Source organism: Bacteroidota bacterium, assembly GCA_041658205.1.
Lineage (GTDB): Bacteria > Bacteroidota > Ignavibacteria > UBA10030 > UBA8401 > UBA8401.
The window spans coordinates 484678-507306 of record JBBAAO010000001.1 but is presented as its reverse complement, the minus strand read 5'-3'; the positions used below and the strand labels follow the sequence as shown (position 1 = coordinate 507306).

The 22629-nt window shown below is 39.9% G+C and carries 13 protein-coding genes and 1 tRNA gene; 5 read left to right on the top strand and 9 right to left on the bottom strand.

Features of this window, described 5'->3' with window-relative positions; translation table 11 throughout:
* Positions 1-37: 37 nt before the first annotated feature.
* A complete protein-coding gene (locus tag WDA22_01955; protein MFA5832215.1) occupies positions 38-1045 on the bottom strand; it encodes a DUF4097 family beta strand repeat-containing protein in 1008 nt (335 codons plus the stop codon).
* Between the two features lie 479 nt (positions 1046-1524).
* Here WDA22_01955 and WDA22_01950 point away from each other — a divergent pair.
* Both WDA22_01950 and WDA22_01945 read left to right on the top strand, forming a co-directional pair.
* Positions 1525-1608, top strand: a tRNA-Leu gene (locus WDA22_01950).
* A gap of 272 nt (positions 1609-1880) precedes the next feature.
* The gene (locus tag WDA22_01945; protein ID MFA5832214.1) at positions 1881-2045 is read left to right on the top strand and encodes a hypothetical protein; all 165 of its coding nucleotides are present in this window, start codon (positions 1881-1883) and stop codon (positions 2043-2045) included.
* Positions 2046-2172: 127 nt separating this feature from the next.
* Here WDA22_01945 and WDA22_01940 read toward each other — a convergent pair whose 3' ends face one another.
* The 7 genes from WDA22_01940 to WDA22_01910 form a co-directional block, all read right to left on the bottom strand.
* On the bottom strand, positions 2173-4242 hold the full coding sequence (locus tag WDA22_01940; protein MFA5832213.1) for a T9SS type A sorting domain-containing protein: 2070 nt from the start codon (positions 4240-4242) through the stop codon (positions 2173-2175).
* A gap of 348 nt (positions 4243-4590) precedes the next feature.
* Complete coding sequence (locus WDA22_01935; protein MFA5832212.1) at positions 4591-6594, bottom strand: T9SS type A sorting domain-containing protein; 2004 nt, start codon at positions 6592-6594, stop codon at positions 4591-4593.
* A complete protein-coding gene (locus WDA22_01930) occupies positions 6591-7889 on the bottom strand; it encodes a tail fiber domain-containing protein (GenBank protein ID MFA5832211.1) in 1299 nt (432 codons plus the stop codon). Before WDA22_01930 ends, WDA22_01935 begins: the two co-directional genes overlap by 4 nt.
* A 185-nt stretch (positions 7890-8074) precedes the next feature.
* Positions 8075-11377, bottom strand: a complete 3303-nt coding sequence (locus WDA22_01925; GenBank protein MFA5832210.1) for a T9SS type A sorting domain-containing protein — start codon at positions 11375-11377, stop codon at positions 8075-8077.
* A gap of 44 nt (positions 11378-11421) precedes the next feature.
* Positions 11422-11646 carry a hypothetical protein gene (locus WDA22_01920; protein ID MFA5832209.1) on the bottom strand — a complete coding sequence of 75 codons (225 nt, stop codon included), beginning with the start codon at positions 11644-11646 and terminating at the stop codon, positions 11422-11424.
* A 360-nt stretch (positions 11647-12006) separates the two neighbouring features.
* Positions 12007-15045, bottom strand: coding sequence for a two-component regulator propeller domain-containing protein (locus WDA22_01915; GenBank protein ID MFA5832208.1), 3039 nt, complete (start codon positions 15043-15045; stop codon positions 12007-12009).
* Entirely contained in the window at positions 15042-15797 is a 756-nt protein-coding gene (locus WDA22_01910; protein ID MFA5832207.1) for a LytTR family DNA-binding domain-containing protein, read from the bottom strand. The genes WDA22_01915 and WDA22_01910 overlap by 4 nt, the downstream gene beginning before the upstream one ends.
* A 1155-nt stretch (positions 15798-16952) precedes the next feature.
* On the opposite strand from WDA22_01910, the gene WDA22_01905 reads away from it, so the two are divergent.
* The 3 genes from WDA22_01905 to WDA22_01895 all read left to right on the top strand — a co-directional run bounded on the left by WDA22_01905 (position 16953) and on the right by WDA22_01895 (position 21029).
* On the top strand, positions 16953-17153 hold the full coding sequence (locus WDA22_01905) for a hypothetical protein (GenBank protein ID MFA5832206.1): 201 nt from the start codon (positions 16953-16955) through the stop codon (positions 17151-17153).
* Positions 17154-17337: 184 nt separating this feature from the next.
* Positions 17338-18771 (top strand): glycoside hydrolase family 30 protein, encoded by a 1434-nt coding sequence (locus WDA22_01900; protein ID MFA5832205.1) that lies wholly within the window; start codon positions 17338-17340, stop codon positions 18769-18771.
* A gap of 35 nt (positions 18772-18806) precedes the next feature.
* A complete protein-coding gene (locus tag WDA22_01895; GenBank protein ID MFA5832204.1) occupies positions 18807-21029 on the top strand; it encodes a glycoside hydrolase family 3 N-terminal domain-containing protein in 2223 nt (740 codons plus the stop codon).
* A 303-nt stretch (positions 21030-21332) separates the two neighbouring features.
* Here the strand turns inward: WDA22_01895 and lhgO are convergent, their stop codons facing one another.
* A complete protein-coding gene (lhgO, locus tag WDA22_01890; protein MFA5832203.1) occupies positions 21333-22535 on the bottom strand; it encodes an L-2-hydroxyglutarate oxidase in 1203 nt (400 codons plus the stop codon).
* Between the last annotated feature and the right edge of the window lie 94 nt (positions 22536-22629).

The window sequence follows — 22629 nt, the reverse complement described above, 5'->3', positions numbered from 1 at the left end:
TCCTTTCTTAAAAATACTTGTTTATAGATACTGATTATTATTTCAGCGTTGCAATCCTGATACTTCCGCCGGAAGTATTTGCGCGAATCGGGTTCCCTCCTCCGTTAATTTTTCCATGCAGTTCGCTCTCTCGAACTTTTCCGCGAACTGTTACCGGTAAATCACAATCGACCGACCCACCGCTTGTCTCAGCATCAACATCGGCACCAATTCCATTTTTCACAAAAATATCAATATCGCCGCCGGATGTTTCAACTTCGATCCCTTTATTATCCCCGGTAACTTTTACAGTAACATTGCCTCCCGATGTTCCCCCTTTTACTCTTCCATCAACACCGGCAAATTCTACATCGCCGCCTGATGTATAACCTTTCACATTTCCGACAATATTTTCACAGAACACATTCCCACCGGAAGTTTCTGCATCAATATCTCCTTTCACTTCTATTGCATCAACATTACCGCCTGAAGTAGAAAGAATTGTTTCTCCATCAATTTTTTCAACCTTGATATTCCCACCGCTCGAATTATAATCAACCTTACCGATAAGATTCTTGGACTCAACATTCCCTCCGCTGGTCTTCACAACGGTATTGAATTTTTTGGGGGTGTAGATCGTATAATATGCTTCAAGGTCGCCAACATGCCATTTGAAGAAACCTTTGTCTCTTACTTTTCCGGTGACATAAATAATATTTCCTTCCTGTCTAAACTCCACTTTATACTTCTCCGCACGACTGTCGCTCCCTTCAATCTCCACAACAACGCTCACTTCATTTTTTTCCCATGAATCGATCTTCACCGTTCCAGCATCCGCTTCAACATTCACTTCGCCTCCTTCTTGAACGATAAAAAGTTTTTCGTACTTACGATTGCGATCATCTACAGAAACAGCACCCGATGCCGATGAAGATACGTCCGAATCAAACGAATCAGTTTCGTGTTTTGAATAACCTCTGGAATTTGAATATGCGATGAGTCCTGTAACAAAAACTGCGGTGAGAAGAACAAAAAGTGTCAGTCGAAGTATTGAAGATGAATTCATATGATTTTCCTTTTTATTGAATACTCTTTTAACGCATAACAATAGTAAAAGTTACGGAAATACCTAATTCTTTTGACCAGCTTGTGAGGAAAAAGGTTTCTTCGTATATTATTTTAGATTTAATGCTCGGGTGGCCCGCACTCCCGGCAAATCAGCAAGGTGGAATGTCGTCCCGATGTAAGAAACACAATGATCGCGACTCCAAAATTGGCTTCGTTCTTTCATTTTTTAGTTCCAAAATGCCCGGGTGCTGTCCCGCATTCGGATCAGTTAGCAAGGCGGGATGTCGTCCCGATTTAGAGACACGCATGATCGGGATTCCAAAATTGGTTTTGTTCTTTCATTTTTTAGTTCCAAAATGCCCGGGAGGTGTCCCGCATTCGGGTCATTCAGCAAGGCGGGATGTCGTCCCGATTAAGAGACACGCATGATCGGGACTCCAAAATTGGTTTTGTTCTTTCATTTTTTAGTTCCAAAATGCCCGGGTGGTGAAATTGGCAGACACGCAGGTCTCAGAAGCCTGTGGCCGAAAGGCTGTGCTGGTTCAAGTCCAGTCCCGGGCACATAAAAGTCAGAAGGCGTCCTTTGGACGCCTTCTGACTTTTAAATGACAATTGAATGATATTCCGTCCAGTGAAGCATCGTTATTTTTTAATATTGCGACATCCCGCTGTTTTATAGCGGGATCCCGAGCACAGAGTCGCCCTTTTTCGAAAGAATTAGGGCGATTTTATTTTAACCCTGGCATGAATTCCCAATTTTTTCTTGCAGAGAACTTAGTAAAAGATAATCGTAAGTCGATTTTTTCGATAGCTTCCAATGAAACCGAACAATTATGAAGCACGCTCTTACAAATGGAATGTCGGACTGGAACCAGTTCGTAAAAACCGGTCAGGTTGATCTTGCTGGAAAAATGATGCTGCTGGAATATTTAAATGTTTGTGAAGATTTTTCATCATTGCAAATGAAAGTTTTCTTTTCCCATTCAAAACTTCACTGACACGGTTTTTCCGCCAAAGATTTTTGCAAGTTACTCACGTGTAATACTCATTTGGTCTAACCGAAACTTTTGCCACCTGAAACGGTGGCATTATCATCTTCGCATTATAGGACGTACAGAATGTTGTTTATTTCATCAACAGTAATTTTCTGATTTGAGTTTTTCCTGCCGATGTAAGTTTCGCAAAATATATTCCGCTGGAAAGCGTAGCACCGTCAAAACGAACAGAGTATGTTCCCGTTTCTTTCACTTCGTTCACTAACGTTACAACTTCTCTTCCAATTGCATCAAACACTTTCAATGATATCTTACTACTGTTTGGTATTTGATAACCGATCACTGTTGAAGGGTTAAAAGGATTGGGATAATTTTGTTTGAGTGCGAATTCTTTGGGTGATTGTTCGAATGTCACTTCCACAGATTGTGAATACGTGAATTTCCCATCACGGTCAATCTGTTTTAAACGATAAGAATATTTTCCTACAGACATATTCTTATCGGAGTATGAATACTCTTTCGGCGCGTTTGTTGTTCCGTTTCCCTCCACAAATCCGACTCTTGCCCACGCTTCTGCTTTATTCTGACTATTGACTTCTGTATTCCGTATTCTGCTCTTCTCAATTTCAAACCCAAAATTATTTACTTCCGTTGCTGTTTGCCAATGTAACGTTACAACTACACCGGCTGTACTTGCAGCAAATGAAGTAAGCTCGACCGGAAGCGCATCAGCATTTAGTTTATATTCATATGCACCCATATCAATCGTGCCGGTTGCACCGGCAATTTTTTCTGATTTTCTGGCATATCCTGCACCGCGAATATCATATACTTGAGAATTGTACGAATCGTAGCCAACATCGACACAGGATGACGTTCCAAGAATAGAATATGGATGTGTTGCGTTAATTGAAGAACCAACAAACTGAGGATCGGTGGTAATATTGTTGTTTGTGGCAGTAAATGTTCCAGTATTTATATAGATATCTCCAGCTAAATTTGTATAACAGGAGTAATTCAGTGTAGTTGTTCCGTCATAAATAAAGAATTCATGACCATCTGTAGCCACATTTCCCCAAATAATGCAATTATTTAATGTTGGAGAGGAATAATCAGTAGATACTCCACCATAATAATTAAACATTCCGCCACCTCTGTATGTAGCCGAATTCAATGAGAATGTGCAATTGGTGAGTGTTGGAGAAGAAGTATAATTATTCATCCCACCACCGTCAGTGGTTGCCAAATTTGATGTGAACACACAATTGATGAGTGTTGCAGAATAAAGATAATTATACATCCCACCACCGCTAGCCGACGAATTCGATTTGAATGTACAATTGGTGATAGTTGAGGAAGAAGTAGAATTAGCCAGCCCACCACCAAAACTAGAAGCCGAATTTGATGTGAATGTACAATTCGTGAGGGTTGGAGAAGATCCATTATTATACATTCCACCACCACCAGTGCCGGCTGAATTCGATGAGAAGGTACAATTTGTGATGATTGGATTAGATCCAGCTTGATTAATCATCCCACCGCCGTATGTACCGGCAGAATTCAACGAGAATGTACAATTGGTGATGGTTGGAGAGGAGGCATCCCAATTATACATCCCTCCACTCTGGTAAGTAGCCGAGTTAGATGTGAATGTACAATTGGTGATTGTGGGAGAAGAAGAAGAATTATACATTCCGCCGCCATGATAATGCGGGTCACTACTAATTGCATTTGCATTTCCGCCTTTAATGGTAAAGCCATCTAAAATTGCAGAACTGGTCAAACTCAAACCTGATGGATGATAGAAAATGTGGTAGCAATCATTATCATCCTTTCCATTATTGTTTAAATCGCCACTCAATATGGTCTCGTTTGTTCCTCCAACACCATAGCTTGTTCGCTGACTTGTGACAGATTCCGTCCCGGCAAAGCCGCCGTATATTGCGACTCCGTTAATCATTCTAAAATGGTAGTAGCGTGAAGTATTTGTTAAATCATAAGCAGAGCTTGGCTTATGCGTTCCCTTTGCAACCCAGATTTGGTCACCGGATGTTGCAGCAGTTAAGGCCGATTGGAATGAAGCGGCATCTGACCAACTGGTGCCGGCGCCGGATCCAATAGCCGTGACATATTTAATTCCACTCTGCAGATTGGCAGTGAATGCAAGTATAAATGAAAGAGCCAGGAAGAGATTTTTCATGAGTCATACTCCTTTTGTACACTGTAAATGACAATTACATTAACCGGAAGCTGAGTTGAGTGCGGACAAATAATCTAGGGAGTTAATACTGTTCTAAAACGAAAAAACCTCTGTTACGCTTTCGCGCTACCAGAGGTTAACGATACAAATGACAAGCCCATTCCCCTCTAATCGGCACCGGTTCTTGACAATACTATAATATAGTCAATAGCAATTGAAATAAGTGTCTTAATACAATCTTTTCTTTTTTTGAATTCTATCAATCAGATGTTTTTATCTGCAATAGAAAATTTTTTTAAGCTTTTCCTAACATCTTCCAGGACTTTTCGGAAAATATTTGCTCGGCAATCATTTCAATAATTGCATTTTCTTCAGCTGCACTTCATGACCGCTTTGCAACCGAACAAAATATATTCCGCTCGAATGTTTTGTTCCGTCAAACGGTTTAGAATAATATCCTGCCTCTTTTGTTTCGTTCACCAAGGTGGCTACTTCTCTTCCAATCGCATCGTATACTTTCAACATTGTAAAATTGCTCGTTGATAACCGAAAATTTATCATCGTAGAAGGATTGAATGGATTGGGATAGTTTTGTTCGAGTGCGAATACGTTCGGTGTTTGTCCGACTATTATTTCAACAGATTGTGAATATTCAAATTTTCCATCGCGATCGATCTGTTTTAATCTGTAAGAATATTTTCCTACAGAAATATTCTTATCGGAATATGAATATTCTTTCGGCGCATTGGTTGTTCCCGCACCTTCAACGAAACCAATCTTGCTCCAACCCCCACCCTGCCCTCCCCCTACAAGGGGGAGGGTTTGGGAGGGGGTCATTCGTTCAATCTCAAATCCGTAGTTATTCACTTCTGTGGCAGTTTTCCATTTCAGCACAACATGGCCAGTGATAACAGAGATTGTAAAAGAAGTAAGTTCAACCGGAAGAACAACCGGCCCGGATGAACCAGTATAACGAACTAATGCACCATAGTAGCCGTGAGACATCCCCGCCACAACAATCTTCCCGTCGGTTTGGAGGGCAACACTGTTTCCCACATCGTAGCTTCCTGAACCAAAATCGGTGGTTACTTTTCCGTCAGTATCAAATGCAGTATCTAATGATCCATCACTGTTATAACGGACTACCGCAAAATCATTATTACTACCGTTGTACGTAAATCCGGCAACAACAATTTTTCCATCTAATTGGATGGCGACGCTATACCCCCAATCACTTCCTGAACCAATCGCGGTCGTTACTTTTCCGTCACCATCAAATCCAGTGTCCAAAGATCCATCGCTGTTATAACGGACTACTGCAAAATCATCATTTGTTCCATTATTTGAATATCCAGCAACAACAATCTTTCCATCGGATTGAATGGCGACACTGTTTCCCCAATCCGTGGCCGCACCAATTGCGGTCATTACTTTTCCATCAGTATCAAAACCGGTATCCAATGTTCCATTGCTGTTATAGCGAGCTACCGCAAAATCAACCGCAGTATTGCTACCACTAAAATATCCCGCAACAACAATTTTTCCATCAGTTTGTATTGCAACGCTGTTTCCGACAGCGGCTCCTGCACCGAAATTGGTCGTTACTACCCCATTGGTGACAAAGGTATTGTCAAATGTCCCAACACTGGTAAAGCGGACTACTTCAAAATCATCATACGAACCGATATGAGCATATCCTGCAACAACAATTTTTCCATCTGATTGAATGGCGACGCCGTATCCTGGATTGTCGCTATTGCCAATCACCGCTGTTATTATTCCACTTGTCCCAAATGTGTTGTCCAATGTTCCATTACTGTTGTAACGAATAACGGCAAGATCATTATCAGTACCGTTGGAAGTAGTGCCCGTAACGACGATCTTTTGATCAGATGATTGTACGGCAATGCTGTACGCAACATCATTGTATGAACCAATCGAAGTTGTTACTTTTCCACTCGTGCCAAAAGTATTGTCCAATGTTCCATCACTGTTATAGCGGACTACTGCAAAATCATCATTCGTGCCATTGCTAGAATATCCTGCAACAACAATTTTTTGATCGGCTTGTATTGCGACACTTTTCATTCCGGAAAGCGAAGTGTTTTCTACTTTTCCTGTTGAGTTAAATGTAAGATCCAGCGCCCCTTCCTGTGCAAAAAGTAACGGACCGCTGCAAAAGTGTCCGGTTCCGCTATAGGTCCCAGCTCCTGCAATCACATCGGCACACACATCTGCTCCGGCACCGATATCGATGTTTGTACCTGCACTATAATTCGAATTACTCTGGCTTTGGCAGTACATCAGTGAAGAAATGAAAAGAGTGAAAAGGCCATATATTTTAATTTTCATTTCGTCCCCAGGCTCACATTGGTAGTTTCATTATTATTTGCTTTTAGCTTTTCTATTTCAGCAGCTAATTGAATTTGCATCTTCTCATATTTGGTTAGTCTATTTTTTAACTCATCGGTGGTAGTCTTTAAATTCTCATTAGCAACCTGAGACATTTCATTTTTTGATTTTAATACGTCATTCTCTTTTTTCAAATCCTGTATTGCTTTTACAATAATTGGCAGAAGGTTGCCTGAGGTTGCCTCTAATTTGTTTGGATTTGTTTTCAACACGAGATTAAGCCATTCAGCATTTTCACTCATCTGTGCTGTATCAAGTTCTTGCGCTATAAAGCCAGCAGTGGGTGCCTTCTGCATTTTGCTCCCATCTGATTTTTTACTGCCATACCATTCTCTTTTATCCCAGTTGAATTGTCTTGGTTTTAATTTCATTAAGAAATCAATTCCTAAATTTAAATCTTTAATATTTTTTTTATCTCTTGCATCGGATATCGTGGTAATTGTTGAAGTTCCAGACCGAAGTATAGTAACTCCATTTCCAAATGTCATCTCATTCATTGCAGTGCCGGCGCTCGGCTGAGCATCATATCCAATTAAGGTGAGATTAAATCCGGTTGTAACATTGTAACCTGATTTAGATCCCAATGCAGTGTTAAAGTGACCAGTTGCAAACATCAGAGAATAACTACCTAAGGCAGAATTATACGTGCCGGTTTCATTGCTGTAGAGTGAAGCATAACCAAATGCTGAATTATAGTGACCTGTCGTGTTAGCCTGAAGTGAACTTAATCCAAAGGCTGAGTTTACTTGTCCTCCGGTATTGGCAAAAAGCGAACTCATCCCGAACGCGGAATTACCATTCCCTGAGGTATTGCTATGAAGTGCCGTGCTTCCAAAGGCGGAATTAGTATAGCCCGTTGTAATAGAGGATAATGACAACTCACCAAATGCATTATTATAACTTGCTTCATTGTTAGTGCCACTCATCGTAAAATTACCGGCATTTATTCCCATAAATATGTTATACCCGTCTGTTCCTGGCGCTTTATAATCGTGAATAAACCTATCCGTTCCTTTAAATATTACCCCGGTTGTTGCGCTATTTCCTGTTACCTCAAGCCGTAAACCCTTTAAAATATTGACTTGTCCGGTTGATTGGGTTAAGGTAAAAAAATTGCTGGTTGCGTCTTTTATGTAAAATACTCCGCCTGCGCCAAGAGTATTAGTAATGTTTTGACTGTAGATGGATGTCGTAAGTGCAACTATCAATACGATACTGAATAATTTTGTTTTCATTGACTGTATCCCTTTAGATTTGATAAAGATGCCCTCCAAAGAGAGCGTGCGTTGTTTGATATATTACATTTTCTTCTTCTGTATCACGACTGTTGAACAATGCGTCCCGACAACCCTTCAACTTTGCTCAGGTCCAAAGGACTCCTTCGGAAGTGACATCGGGGCGCAAACGTTCAACTAAAAAACTATTTCATCAACAGTAATTTTATCATTTGTGTTTTTCCTGACGATGTAAGTTTCGCAAAATATATTCCGCTGGAAAGTGTAGTGCCGTCAAAACGAACCGAGTATGTTCCTGCTTCTTTTACTTCGTTCGCCAATGCAGCAACTTCTCTTCCAATTGCATCATACACTATTAATGATACTTGACCGCTCATTGGTAATTGATAACTGATCACCGTTGAAGGATTGAAAGGATTGGGATAATTTTGTGAAAGAGATAATTCTGCTGGAAGTATTTTTTCGTTCTTCTCTACCTTTGTTGTTTTTGCATTTATTGAAAACGTACGTGGGGTAGAATAAGTGAATGTATATGATCCAACGTGTTCCATATCAACAAGAGCCCCGCTACTGTTATCTTTAAGACTAAACTGTAACGTTCTTGACAAACCTCCCAGCAATGTATTATTCCAAGAAAGCGTAATATCATCATTCTGTGAATTTTCAATAGTAAAGTCCCAATTTGCATTGGAGCTATCTCTGAAGTCTTTCGCATATTTACTGCCAAGCACTGCCGGGTACTTGCCGCCTTTATGAGTGAAATACATCTCAAGATAATTGTTCCCCGGATTTCTTGGCGGGCGCGGCGCATCATATTCCGCATCAAAATCTGCCGTTGAATTTTGCTTAATGCCAATCATTGCAATATCATCTGTCTGCGAGGCGGTGGATACTTTTATCGGTAATTCCCAATTCATAGCAAATATTTGCGCTTGTTTTACAAGCGGCGTGACAATTGAAACATTTGGCTTTTGTGTTAACTGAATACCGTTTTGCAAGACGCCAATCCAATATCCGCAAAACAGCGACATCGTATCTACAGATGAATATGACGATGATGTAAAGCCATATAATGCATTGCTGATAAGTCCGGCGCTGACGGCGGAGTTGAAGTTGTAGTATGAGCCGGATTGTGCGAAGAATAGATTATTCTTGGAAACATTTCTGACAAAATTGTTGCCGATGATGTTATAACCGGGCTGTAAATTTTGAGTGCTGCTGTCCGACTCATTGGCCATACCTTTGACGAACCAATTCTTTTGCGATAATATCCCAAGGAAATAGCCATTGCCAAGTGTTATTTGTGATGGCTGCGTGAATCCTGTTGATGGCAGATATAACCAGAGATACGATGAATTATCAAAGATGCTGGAAGTAGTAGGATCCGTTGGGGTAAGCGGTACGCTAATCAAAGACCAACCGGGGGAATTTGTAGTCGCAAGACTGTCTCCAACAACGGTAAATGTTTTTGCTGATCTTACGGTTGATGTATTGCCAAGCGAATCCCGGGCAATGATCTTTATAGAATAATTATTATTCAGATATTCGCTTGGAACATTCCAATTGTATGATTGCGCAAAACCTAATGACATTGATAATGAATATGACGCTCCAGCATCTGACGATGAATACACGAAAATTGTATCAATTCCAGTTTCATCGCTTGTTAACCACGAAATATTTTTACTTGTTCCGCTTCGCCAGATGTTGCTGCCGTTTGGTGTTGTAAGCGCTAATGATGGAGCGGTGCTGTCTCCAATAATCAGCATAAACGATCGTGCAATTGCAGACGTGTTATAATATTTGTACGAAGAAGTATTTTTGAGATTTATTCGTTTTCCCGTATTCAAGTCGGTGAAATATTTTCCAAATGCTGATGGAATTCTATCGTTCATAAATGTAAGTGTCACTGTATCATTGAGGACATTGGATGTGACCTGGAAATACCATCGCTTTACAGTATCGGCAAGAGCAGTATTCAGTTTTATATCGTCGGCAAAATTATCGCCGGTATTTGAGTGCCATTCTGCATGAGGGAAATAGAGGGAGACATAATTTCCCGGAGATGCCGGCGGTTCCGGTATATCAAATGATGCATCCTGTCCATCGGTAGCAATATCAGAGACTCCGGCAAAATTCTCGTTGTCTTGATACGATGAAATAGAAGCACTGATTTGCATTCTCCATCGTACTAATTCTGTCGGAAGAGGGCCCGAAGAACCGTTATAACGAACTACCGCCATACTCACACCACCGCTATGGATGGTGGTACCGGCAGCAACAATCTTTCCATCGGATTGCAGAGCGACACTGGATGCAAAGGAGCCGATTGCTTCGATCGCGGTCGTTACTATTCCATCAGTATCAAATCCGGTATCCAATGTTCCATTGCTGTTATAGCGAACTACCGCAAAATTATTATGGCTGCCGCTAACAGCAGACCCCGCAACAACGATCTTTCCATCCAGTTGGAGGGCAATACTGCCTCCACTGCCTCCTTCACCAACAGCAGTCGTTGCTATTCCGCCGGTACCAAATGTGCCGTCCAATGTTCCGTCGCTGTTATAGCGGACGACGGCATAACCGCTGCCGCTGCCGCCTGCAACAACAATCTTTGCATTTAATTGAACTGCAACGCTGGAGGCAGAGGAGCCGGCTGAAGGGATCGCGGTCGTTACTTTTCCGCCAGTACCAAATCCCAAGTCCAATGTTCCATCACTGTTATAACGAACGATCGCCATATCATTGGATGTAGAACTGGCGTTTTGAACCGTTCCCACGACAACAATCTGTCCGTCGGATTGGATGGCGAGACTGTTTGCAACTTCGTTGTTTAAACCGATCGCGGTCGTTACTTTTCCGCCGGCACCAAATCCACCGTCCAGCGTTCCGTCGCCGTTATAGCGAACCACAGCGAAATCATATGAATTATGCTCAGCACTCATTTGAGCGGATCCCGCAACTATAATTTTTCCATCGGACTGGATGGCGACGCAGTTTGCAATATCATCTACTGGACCGACCGCAGTCATCACTATTCCACCAGTTCCAAATGTGTTGTCCAATGCCCCGGTGCTGGTATATCGAACGACTGCAATATCTCCATTGGTACCAGCGTAACCCAATGCATGTCCGGCAACAACAATGTTTCCATCGGATTGGATGGTGACGCTGGACGCATACGCGTTGGCCGGCCCTATCGAAGTCTTTACTATCCCAGTCAGATCCGGACCAAAACTATTGTCCAACGATCCATTGACGTTGTATCGAACAACTGCAAAGACATCATAACTACCGTTATGACAATATCCCGCGACTATAATCTTTCCATCGGGTTGGATGACAACGCTTCCCGCTCCTGTGGCATTATTGATGAAGGTTGTTACTATTCCGCCAGTGCCAAATCCGGAGTCTAACGTTCCATCCTGCGCAAATAAAAAGGACGAACTCAGGAACAAATAATTGATAAAGAGTACTGTTAGTTTCATCTTGGTTCCTCTATTGTCTATGTGGTTGTTTCTTGTTTGCTTCTTCAAAGTATTTCACCATTCCTGATTTTAATTGAAGTTTTGTTCTTCAAATTTTTTAATGACGCTCGTAACTTTTCTATTTTTTCAGCAGAAACATTCGGATCATGCTCCAGATCAGCGATTGCTTCCTCAAAAGATCTGAATTCTTTTACATTGCCGTCATCGGCATTCTTTTTTATAATTAAAAGAGGTGCGGACTTTGGAGTTTTTTTTGTGAATATACTCATCAGCGTTTTTATGGTTTTTATTTTGTCATTATACGGTGTATTGGAACCTATAGAAAATGTGCAGGTGCTACAATAGCTAACAAGCTTGCGGTACGTTTAATTAATTTAACGGTAGGTATTAGTAAACGAACGGTAGGAGTAAATAGAGGTATTTGAATACTATCACGATGGTGTCATTGAGAAGTGTTCTTTGCTGAGGTACCGCTTTTTGAATTCCGCCTTAAATGGGATTCATAAAAACGGACTAATCTCGTTTTTATTCGATGAAGCAGACTACTTCGTCGCTTCCTGCCCGACGACGTTGTTCAGGCGGCGCTCCTTGTAATGACAATAATTTAGTTCTTAAGGTGTTTCAAATAATTACTCGGTAAGCGACGAAGGAGAGTCGGATTCGGAAAGAATGATTTTATAGAGCGGCGGGGGAAGTGAAATTATTACTTCTGTTCCGTGTGAATTGTCATTGCGGGTACCGAGATCATCGAACATGATCGGCGTAGGAAGCTCCATTTTGGAGCTTAACAACCGGAGACGTTCTTCAATAATGTGAATCCCTTTTGAAATGTGATCTTCTTTTTTATTCTTTTTTGCTTCTGTAATTCCAATCCCATTATCGGTTACTTTTATTATTAATGATCGGCAGATGATGGAGTCGATATCAACATCTTCAAATGTAAATGAAATTGTCACGTGTCCTTTCATACCGGAATTAATGATACCGTGCCAAAGGGTATTTTCCACAAACGGCTGGATGATCATATTCGGTATCATGATAGAACCCGTATCAACATCCGTTCCGGTGTTAATTTCATATGTAAAACTTTCCTGGAATCGCAGTTTTTCCAGATTAAGATACAGTGTCAGCCGGTTTATTTCTTCTGATAGAAGAATAAATCCGTTTCCTGCCGTGTCAAGATTTTTTCTGATCAGTGTTGCCATCATTGCGATATAATCATTTGCCTCTTCGTTTCTCTGGCTGTTGATGAGGAATTGCACCGAATTAAGTGAATTAAATATAAAATGCGGATTCATCATTGCAGATAATGCCTGATGTTTTAGCTCGTTGATCCTTTCCGTTAACGCCAATTCTTCCCGATTTTTTTTATTGTTCAGTTTCAATCGCCACGTTACTGCAAAGACAGAGATAAAAACAACAATTGATATGATCCCTAGTTTAAACCAAATCGTTTCATCGTACCGAGGCAGCACTTCGAAGGTGAGATGATATGGTTTGCCCCAGTAACTATTCTGAGATTTTGCCATGATCTGCAATTCATATTTTCCGCTCTCAAGAGAAAGAAAATCTAGAAAATCATGGTCAGTTTCCTGCCACTTGCCGTTCAAACCATATTTATATTTCACTGAGCCCGGTGAAGAAAAGCTGAGTGCTCTAAAATCAATGTACACATGATGATGTTCCGGCTCAAAAACTAATTCGCGATAGTTTGTATAAACCGAATCCCCTGCCTTTATACTGATTATTTTAACATCAAGTAAAGAAGGAACATAATTATCGAACATGGTTATGTCAAGGAAGGATATCCCGTTACTTGTGCCGACATAGAGAATATTTTTCGTGTCGTCATAATGGAGTGAAAATACTTCGTCTGACGGAAGACCTGTTTGCCTGTTAAGCAGTTTGATTGAACTGCCGTCAAATAAATAAAGTCCCTTTATATTTCCGATCCAGATCCTTTTCTTACTATCTAACGCAAGCGAAGTTGAAGAGGATAAATCATATCCTCCAATTTTTGTGTAATTGGTGACCGAATCATTTTTTAGATTATACCGTGCAATTCCATTTTCGCCTGCAAACCAGACGTTATTTTCATTGTCATGATTGATTGAATTTATTTTTGAATTCAGAACCGGAGAAGAGGGGAAAAATGTTTTCTTCCATACTGCTTTTCCCGATGTATCGGGAATGATGGATATTTTGCATAAACCAAGACCTGTTCCTATCCAGATATTCTTTTTTGTATCCTCGTAGATATCGTGAACGCGGTTTATACTTGTGCTATCTCCATATATATGGAACCGGAATAATTCCGATTGTTTATCATTAAATTCGTTTTGGACGAGTATAGAATTCCACCCTGTTCCAAAAAGGTTTATTCCATTGCTTATTTTACAAAAAGATGGCTGATTGAAGATATAAAATTGTATCCCTTTGTAATGAATATTTGTCTCTACATTTCCACCGAACGCACCGCTTATATAAAATTCGTTATTAATATTCTTAATACTGTAGATATAATCCGTTAACGTTTTTTCCGAATTGCTTTTGATATGGTCGAATCTTCCGTTTTCCAACATGTTAACACCGTTAAAAGTCCCGATGATTAATTTCCCGGATTTCTCTTTGACAATGGAATAAACATTATTGCTGCTCAATCCGTCGCTTTCATTATAGCTTTTTAGATAAAGATTATTGAGACAATAAACGCCTTTGCCAAATGTGCTTATCCAGATATTTCCTTCACTATCTTCAAGATAATTATTGACAAGAGTATTCTGCAGTCCCATTTTACTTCCGATATCAATGATGTTACCAGAACCGTTCTGAATCAGATAGAAGCCTCTGTTCATAATCGAAAACCAAAGATTATTATTTTTGTCGCAAAAAATAGCGTTAACATCATTATTACCGGATAAATTTATTTTATATCGTCTGATTACATTATTGTTTTTAATCTTATAGATCATCCCTTTTGTGCCAATGAAGCAACTGCCATCATCCCCCTCAGATAGACAATAAACCGCAGCATCGGGTAAACCATTAATGTACAATTTTGAAAGAGTATCATTTATTAAATTAAATAATCCGCTTGTCGTTAAAACTCTTATTTCCCCATTCTTGATCATTTCTAATTTCACTATAACGGCGGGTTTAATATTAATAGGATTAATACTACCAGCAATTAATCTTCCGGTTTTATTTCCCCTGATTGAATTTATATACCCCGCGCTCCGGTAGGCGTAAATTTTTTGTTCATCGTTCCCCGAAGGGACGAGCAATAAATATGATAGAGAAAAACTTTTTCCGTTAATCTCGCTGCAATATTTTTCAATCCGGCCGTTTCGTAAAACATTGATCCCCTTTTCATAATTGCCGATATACAATTCGTTCTTTTCCCCTTCGGCAAGAGATATAATTGAATTGGAATTTAAACCATCGTTTATTCTGTATGTCGTAAAACGTTTTCCATCGAACATGCTTATTCCGTTTATTGTGGCAAACCAGATAAAACCGTTTCTATCTTGAATGATATCATAAACAGTAGAGGAAGCAAGACCGTCAGATGAAGTGTAGTGATAATATGAGGGTGTCTGCGAATTGAGTTGAGATAATTGAAGGATATTGATTAGTATAAATCCTAAAAACAATTTTACTTTAGTCAAACTGTATTAATCACTGCTTTCACTCTTTGTATAAATTCCGGCGTTTTCCGGCGTGACATTGCAATTTTGCTGCCATCTGTCATCGTCACAATATTTCCACTGACATTTGAATAGTCTTTGATATACTTCAAATTGATTAGGTGAGATTTATGAATTCTGAAAAATTTATCTTTTGGTACGGACTCTTCAAAATCTTTTAATGTGCGCGTTATTGTCGTATTTTTTCCGTTTTTCATCACAACTTTTGTATAGCAACCTTCAGCTTCCAGACGGATGATGTCGTCAATTTCTAAAACAGTAAATCCATGCGATGCGGGAAGAACCATTTTATTAGAGTCAACCATAGATTCAACTTCCTGCTCTTTATTATTTTTGATCATGAGCAGTTTTTTTACCGTTTGCTTAAGTTCTTTGATATTTACCGGTTTTAGAAGATAATCAACCGCGCCGGTTTTAACGGCGTCGATCCCAAATTCCTCATGTGCACTAACGAAGACAACCATAAATTTCCGGTTGTTGAATTCATTGAGAAAATCAAAACCGTCGAGCACCGGCATATTAATATCGAGGAAAACAACATCGGGATGATGAATCCCGACAAGTTCTTTTGCGTTCACTGCGGAATCAGCGCAAGCAAGAATTTCTATCTCACTGCAATACGTTTCAATGATTTTTTTAAGATTTTCCCTACCGTAAAGTTCATCATCAACGATGATTGCTGTAAGCTTAGTAATCACACTTTGTGTTGACATAATTCGCAGGTTTTGTTTGCATTTTACATCTTGAACAGATTTTAAATGCTTATTTAAAACGTAAGTACCTCTTTCACGCATTTGCAATCCAAAGGATTTATGAAATAAAATCCACTAGCATCATAGTTCCGTTACGTCTTTATTAATAAGGTAGTCATTTGAACACACACAAATGTGTAATATTTCTACGCATCATTCGATGATAACAGAACAACAGACAATTTTGTCGGTTATTAAAGAAGAAAAAAGAGACTGCTAGCACAATCCCATTGTCATGTTTATGCTTTATCCAATTTCCTACTAACACTTTATGGAATTAAAATTTTCTTTTGATTACGATTTATATCAATACTCCATCTCTTTAACTACGATTAAATTTACAGTAAATCTTTGCCGAGTCCCGGGCACTCAACTGGAAATAGCATCCGAAAGGATGCCATTTCTAGTTACAGTCTTGCGAATGGAAAACTACTTTCTATCACTTGCTGTGATAAAGCAATGCAAAATTATCACTCATAACATAGAATCACTCTTCTCCAAAATACATTGATAAAAACAACAAGATCCTTCGCTCCCTTCTTTTCTTGACTGAGTTCCAAAGGAATGCCGTTCAGAAATTAACCATTTCATGTGGCACAAGAAAAAAAGTCCCGCCCTTGGCGGAACGAAATTTAACGCACGCGATGAATCCTCGACGAGTCGAGTCGTCGACCGTTCGCTCTTGCCCGTTGATGGCGCGAATCGCGCCATCAAAAGTTCCGTCATTCATCGCTTTCCCATTCGCTCAATCCTCCTAAATTTCGCCTACCTCGACGTTCGCGAAGCGACACCTTTAGTGCAGGCAGGCACCCACGCACTTTAATACAATCTCTACAATACAACTAAGGGGCTTACGACTTGTTATCAAAATATATTTACCCAATTTGAGGTAGTATGGCCAATTTTGTATTCACTTATAACTTATTTTGGAAAGCAGTGTTGCGATATGAATATTTATCATGTAGCGGTTGAATGATACATGAATTCACACGAAATGGGATATCAGAATGATAAAGAAAATACTATCATTTTGATAATAAATCTGATCTAAACCTTTGTAAATTCTCCAGAAATGGAATCTTACCACTCGGCACAATTTGTGTAGCTTTTGGTCAGATGGCTCAGGCAGATTTTCATATAGTCATTTCTGAGATGATGCAGGAACAGCTTTCACTTCATCAAGTAGAACATTTGGTTCGACAGCAGTATATAGAATTCGTCCGCTCCAAATGTGAATCTGATGCTGATGCTGCACAAAAACTGGGACTTGCCCCGCCGAATTATCACCGAATGTGTAAAGAGCTGGGGATGAAGTAATGCTATTATTTGTATCCATCGTTTCTGTTTCCGCTAACAGTCCTCATCATTATGCTTATCCCAGTGTGTAATAAAAAACAGAATCATATTATTTTTAGAGAGACAATTCCACTGCACTATATTTCGGGAGATTCTTTGATGTCTCAAAAATCTCTTCTCTGATAAACCTTTATTGAAAAAATTTATGAAGAATTTACTATCGTTTGTTCTCGTCTGCCTCGGTACAGTTTTATGTTCTGCTCAACAGTCAGATTTGCCTAAAGACATCACTGTATTCACTACGGCAGAAAAAACGGATTACCGGTTAACACGCACAGGAACAAATCCTTTTCTACCTTCGATACAGCCACTTGAATCAGAAATTTGCATTTTTGTCAATCCCCAGAAGACTTTTCAGACATTCCTCGGTATTGGCGGTGCAATAACGGATGCTTCAGCAGAGGTATTTGCAAAGCTTCCGGCCGCCAAACAGCAGGAACTGTTAACTGCATACTATGACAGCACTAAAGGAATCGGGTATTCATTTGCGCGCACAACAATTCACAGTTCAGATTTTAGCAGCGGAAGTTATACCTATGTAAAAGAGGGTGATAAAGAATTGAAGACATTTTCAGTTGAGCATGATAAACGTTTCCGGATTCCGCTCATCAAGCAGGCAATAAAAACTGCAGGCGGAACATTAACACTGCTTGCAAGTCCGTGGAGCCCCCCGGCTTTTATGAAAGATAATAAATCAATGCTTAAAGGAGGCAAGCTGCTACCGGATTTCTATAAGAGCTGGGCGACATATTTTACAAAATTCATCAACGCATACGAAGCCGAAGGAATTCCGGTGTGGGGTGTTTCCGTGCAAAATGAACCGATGGCAACACAAAAATGGGAATCATGCATCTATACCGCCGAAGAGGAACGTGATTTTCTGAAACTCTATCTTGGACCAACAATGGCACAAAAAGGATTTTCAGAAAAGAACATTATTGTATGGGACCATAATCGTGATTTAATAAACCAGAGAGTCAATGTAATCTACAACGATCCCGAAGCTGCCAAATATGCATGGGGTACAGGATTTCACTGGTATGAAACTTGGGCTGGCGGCACACCGATGTTTGACAACGTCGGAGCAGTGAACGAATCATATCCCGACAAAAAACTTCTCTTTACTGAAGGATGCGTTGAGAGTTTTAACGCAGAGCGTTATCAATACTGGCCGAACGCTGAACGGTATGGGACGTCAATGATCAATGATTTCAACAATGGAACAGTAGGCTGGACTGATTGGAATATTCTGTTAGATGAAAATGGAGGACCGAACCATGTCGGCAATTTCTGTTTTTCTCCTGTACATGCAAATACAATAACGGGCGAATTGATCTTCACCCCTTCGTACTATTATATCGGCCATTTTTCAAAATTCATCCGTCCAAATGCGAAGCGCGTTAGCACCGTCAGCAGCCGCAGTCTATTGCTTAGCACAACATTTGTCAATGTGGATGGTTCAATGGTTACAGTTGTCATGAATCAATCCGATGTACCTGTAACGTACAAACTTGTCGTTGGTTCTAACTCAGCGGTGCAAACTATCCCTGCAAGAGGAATTCAAACGTTAATCTATTAATTCAATAGCGCTACTGGTTACTATAGAGACAAAACATGAAAAAAATATTGTGGATATCTTTTATCATTGTGTTCACCGCAATGGCTCAACAAAAATCAATCGATCAACGCATTGATTCCGTTTTGCAGTTAATGAATCTTGAAGAAAAAATCGGTCAAATGAATCAATACAATGACGATTGGAAAGCGACGGGTCCCGTAACAGTAGATAATGACAAAGGAACGCAAGTTCGTTATGGACAGTTAGGTTCATTGCTGAATAGCTTGGGGACTGAACGGACAAGAAGCTGGCAAAAACTGGCAATGCAATCTCGTTTGAAAATACCGCTCCTATTCGGACAGGATGTTATTCACGGATATAAAACTACATTTCCAATTCCATTGGCCGAAGCTTGCTCCTGGGATTTGGATGCTATTCAATTATCGGCAAGAATTGCTGCAACGGAAGCAAGTGCCGGAGGCATCCATTGGACATTTGCACCAATGGTTGATATTGCTCGCGACCCTCGCTGGGGAAGAGTGATGGAAGGTGCCGGCGAAGATCCATATCTCGGTTCTCTGATTGCGTCCGCACGAGTAAAAGGTTTCCAAGGAAATACATTGGGAGATGTAAATTCAGTTATGGCGTGCGCTAAACATTTTGCGGCATACGGTGCCGCTATTGGAGGAAGAGATTATAATTCCGTTGATATGAGCGACAGACTTTTATGGGAAGTATATCTTCCCCCTTTCAAAGCTGCTGTTGATGCAGGAGTGGCAACATTCATGAACTCATTCAACGATATTAACGGAGTTCCTGCAACAGGAAATTCTTATTTACAAAGAGATATTCTCAAAGGAAAATGGGGATTTAAAGGATTTGTCGTCAGCGATTGGGGCTCCATTGGTGAAATGATCAATCATGGTAATGTAACAAATGGATATGAAGCAGCTTTATCCGCAGTTACCGCTGGCAGTGATATGGATATGGAAAGCCGCAATTACAAAAATCATCTGATGCAATTGGTAAAAGATAAGAACGTTTCGACTGATTTGATTGATGATGCAGTTCGAAGAATCTTACGGAAGAAATTTGAGCTCGGTTTGTTTGATGATCCTTTCAAATTTTGCAATGCCGAACGAGAACAAAAAGCATTACATAATCCTGAACATGCCAAAGCGGCAAGAGAAATTGCTGCAAAAAGTATTGTTTTATTAAAGAATGAAAATAATTTGTTGCCCTTATCCAAGAATACAAAAACAATCGCGTTCATCGGTCCGTTGGTGAAACCTCTAAAACAAAACAAAGGATTCTGGGATATCGAACTGCCGGGAGTTGATTCTAACTTTATTGTATCCCAATGGGAAGGCCTAAAAAATAAAATAGGCAAAGGAACAACATTGCTGTATGCACAAGGTTGTGAAATTGAGGGAACCAATAAGAATGGATTTGCCGAAGCTATAAACGCTGCAAAACAGGCCGATGTTGTCATTCTCAGTATTGGCGAACGAAGAGATATGACCGGAGAAGCGAAAAGCCGCAGTGATATTTCTATTCCCGGCGTACAGGAAGATTTACTGAAGGAACTTCTTGCAACCGGAAAACCGGTGGTGGTTTTAATAAATACCGGCCGTCCATTAGTATTTAATTTCACTGCTGACAATGCTCCCGCCATATTATATACGTGGTGGTTAGGGAGCGAAGCAGGAAATGCTATTGCCGATGTGTTGTTTGGGGATTATATTCCTGCCGCTAAACTTACAATGACTTTCCCTAGAAGCGTTGGACAAATACCGATCTATTACAGTCATTTTAACACTGGCCGTCCTGCTATCAATGATAATAATCATAATTATAATTCTTCCTATACAGATTTATCCATCTATCCAAAGTATGAGTTTGGTTATGGATTAAGCTACACCACGTTTCAATACAGCAATTTGCAACTGAATAAAAAGAAAATGACAAGCACTGAAAAAATTGAAATCTCTGTAACAATCGCCAATACAGGAAAATCTACCGGAGAAGAAATCGTGCAGTTATATCTCAGGGATAAAGTTGGGTCAATTGTCAGGCCCGTCAAAGAGCTGAAAGATTTTAAGAAGATAAAACTTATGATTGGTGAGCGTAAAACAATTCAATTTGTGATTGATAAGGAAAAGCTTTCGTTCTATAATCAGCAATTACAGTGGGTAGCTGAACCCGGCGAGTTTGATATAATGATCGGAGCTTCATCGGAGGATATTAGAGTAAAAGATAATTTTGAATTTGTGAATTAATATCTGAACAAACAGCAAACTCCTGTTGTAGTCCATGCATTATCCGCTATACTATAGATTTTACGATTACAATTTTGAAATTGATACCGGGCTGCACCGGTGGATAGACAAAGCAAGCTGAAAACAAGGAATTTATTATACGATCATGAGATCCAATTCACGACAAGAACCAACGATTTAAGACTTTCGTGTTACAAACGTACTGACGAATAAATAAATATAGAATCAACAGGAAGTATTTTCCTAAGTGGTTGTATTTGTTATAGATTCCTCAATAGATTTGATGACACCTTTTTCATGAATCTAAACATGGCCAAACACTCTTTCCGAAATATATTCGCCTATGGATAATGAAGAAGTCGCTGCCGGAGAGGGTGCATTACAGACATGGATAGTTGATGTCTCTTCGAGAATATAAAAATCATCGAGTAAGTTTCCATCATAATCGCACGCTTGAGCTCGAACACCGGAACCGCCTGCAACAAGATCTTGTTCGGTAATTTCCGGAACCAATTTCTGTAGCGCTTTCGTAAATGCCGTCTTATTCAATGAACGATAAAATTCCCCCGCACCCATTCGCCAATATTTTCTGGCAATCGATCGGAATCCCGGCCATGCAACAGATTCAAAAATATCTTTCACATTAAAACTGGAACGAGTATATCCTTCACGAGCAAATGCAAATACGGCATTTGGTCCAGCCTCGACATCACCATGGATCATTCTGGTAAAGTGAACACCGAGAAATGGAAATGAAGGATCGGGAACCGGATAGATAAGATTTTTTACAAGATATTTTTTCTCTGTTTTTATTGTATAGTATTCGCCGCGGAATGGAATGATTCGCAAACGGAGATCTTTTTGTGTCAATCGTGCTATCCTGTCGGAATGTAATCCTGCACAACTAACAATCACTTTACAAAAATATTCACTTTGTCGTGTTTGGACAAGAGAGCCATTATTTTCCTTTTGAATACCAATCACTTTTTCTCCGCAACGAATCTCCACTCCTCCATTCAAGAGAATGTACTTCATGGTATTGGCAACTTCACCAAAATCTACAATACCGGTCTGCGGAACAAAAATACCTTGGATGCCATTAACGTGCGGTTCAATTTCTTTTAACTCGCCGGCCGATAATTCTTTTAATCCGGCAAGTCCGTTAGCAAGGCCTCTTTCCAATAATTTGTTTAATTGAGGAATTTCTTGGTCAGATGTTGCAACGATGATCTTGCCACATATTTCGTGTTTAATTTCATTTTCTCGACAAAATTGCACCATCTTTTGATAACCGCTTACACAATTTTTGGCTTTCAGACTTCCCGGCTTGTAATAGATGCCTGAATGGATTACTCCGCTGTTATGACTGGTTTGATGTTGAGCAACAACAGATTCTTTTTCGAGGATGAGAATTTTACGCGATGACTGTTTAATGTGAATTTGTAGTGCGGTCGCCAAACCAATAATTCCTCCCCCTACAATTATTATATCGTATTGTTTGCTCATAGTAATTTTTCAATTTTGTAACGCGCTTGGAAAATGCAGCTCCATCGACTCCTTCAAATATGAATGGCTGAACAAATTGAGTATATTAATATAT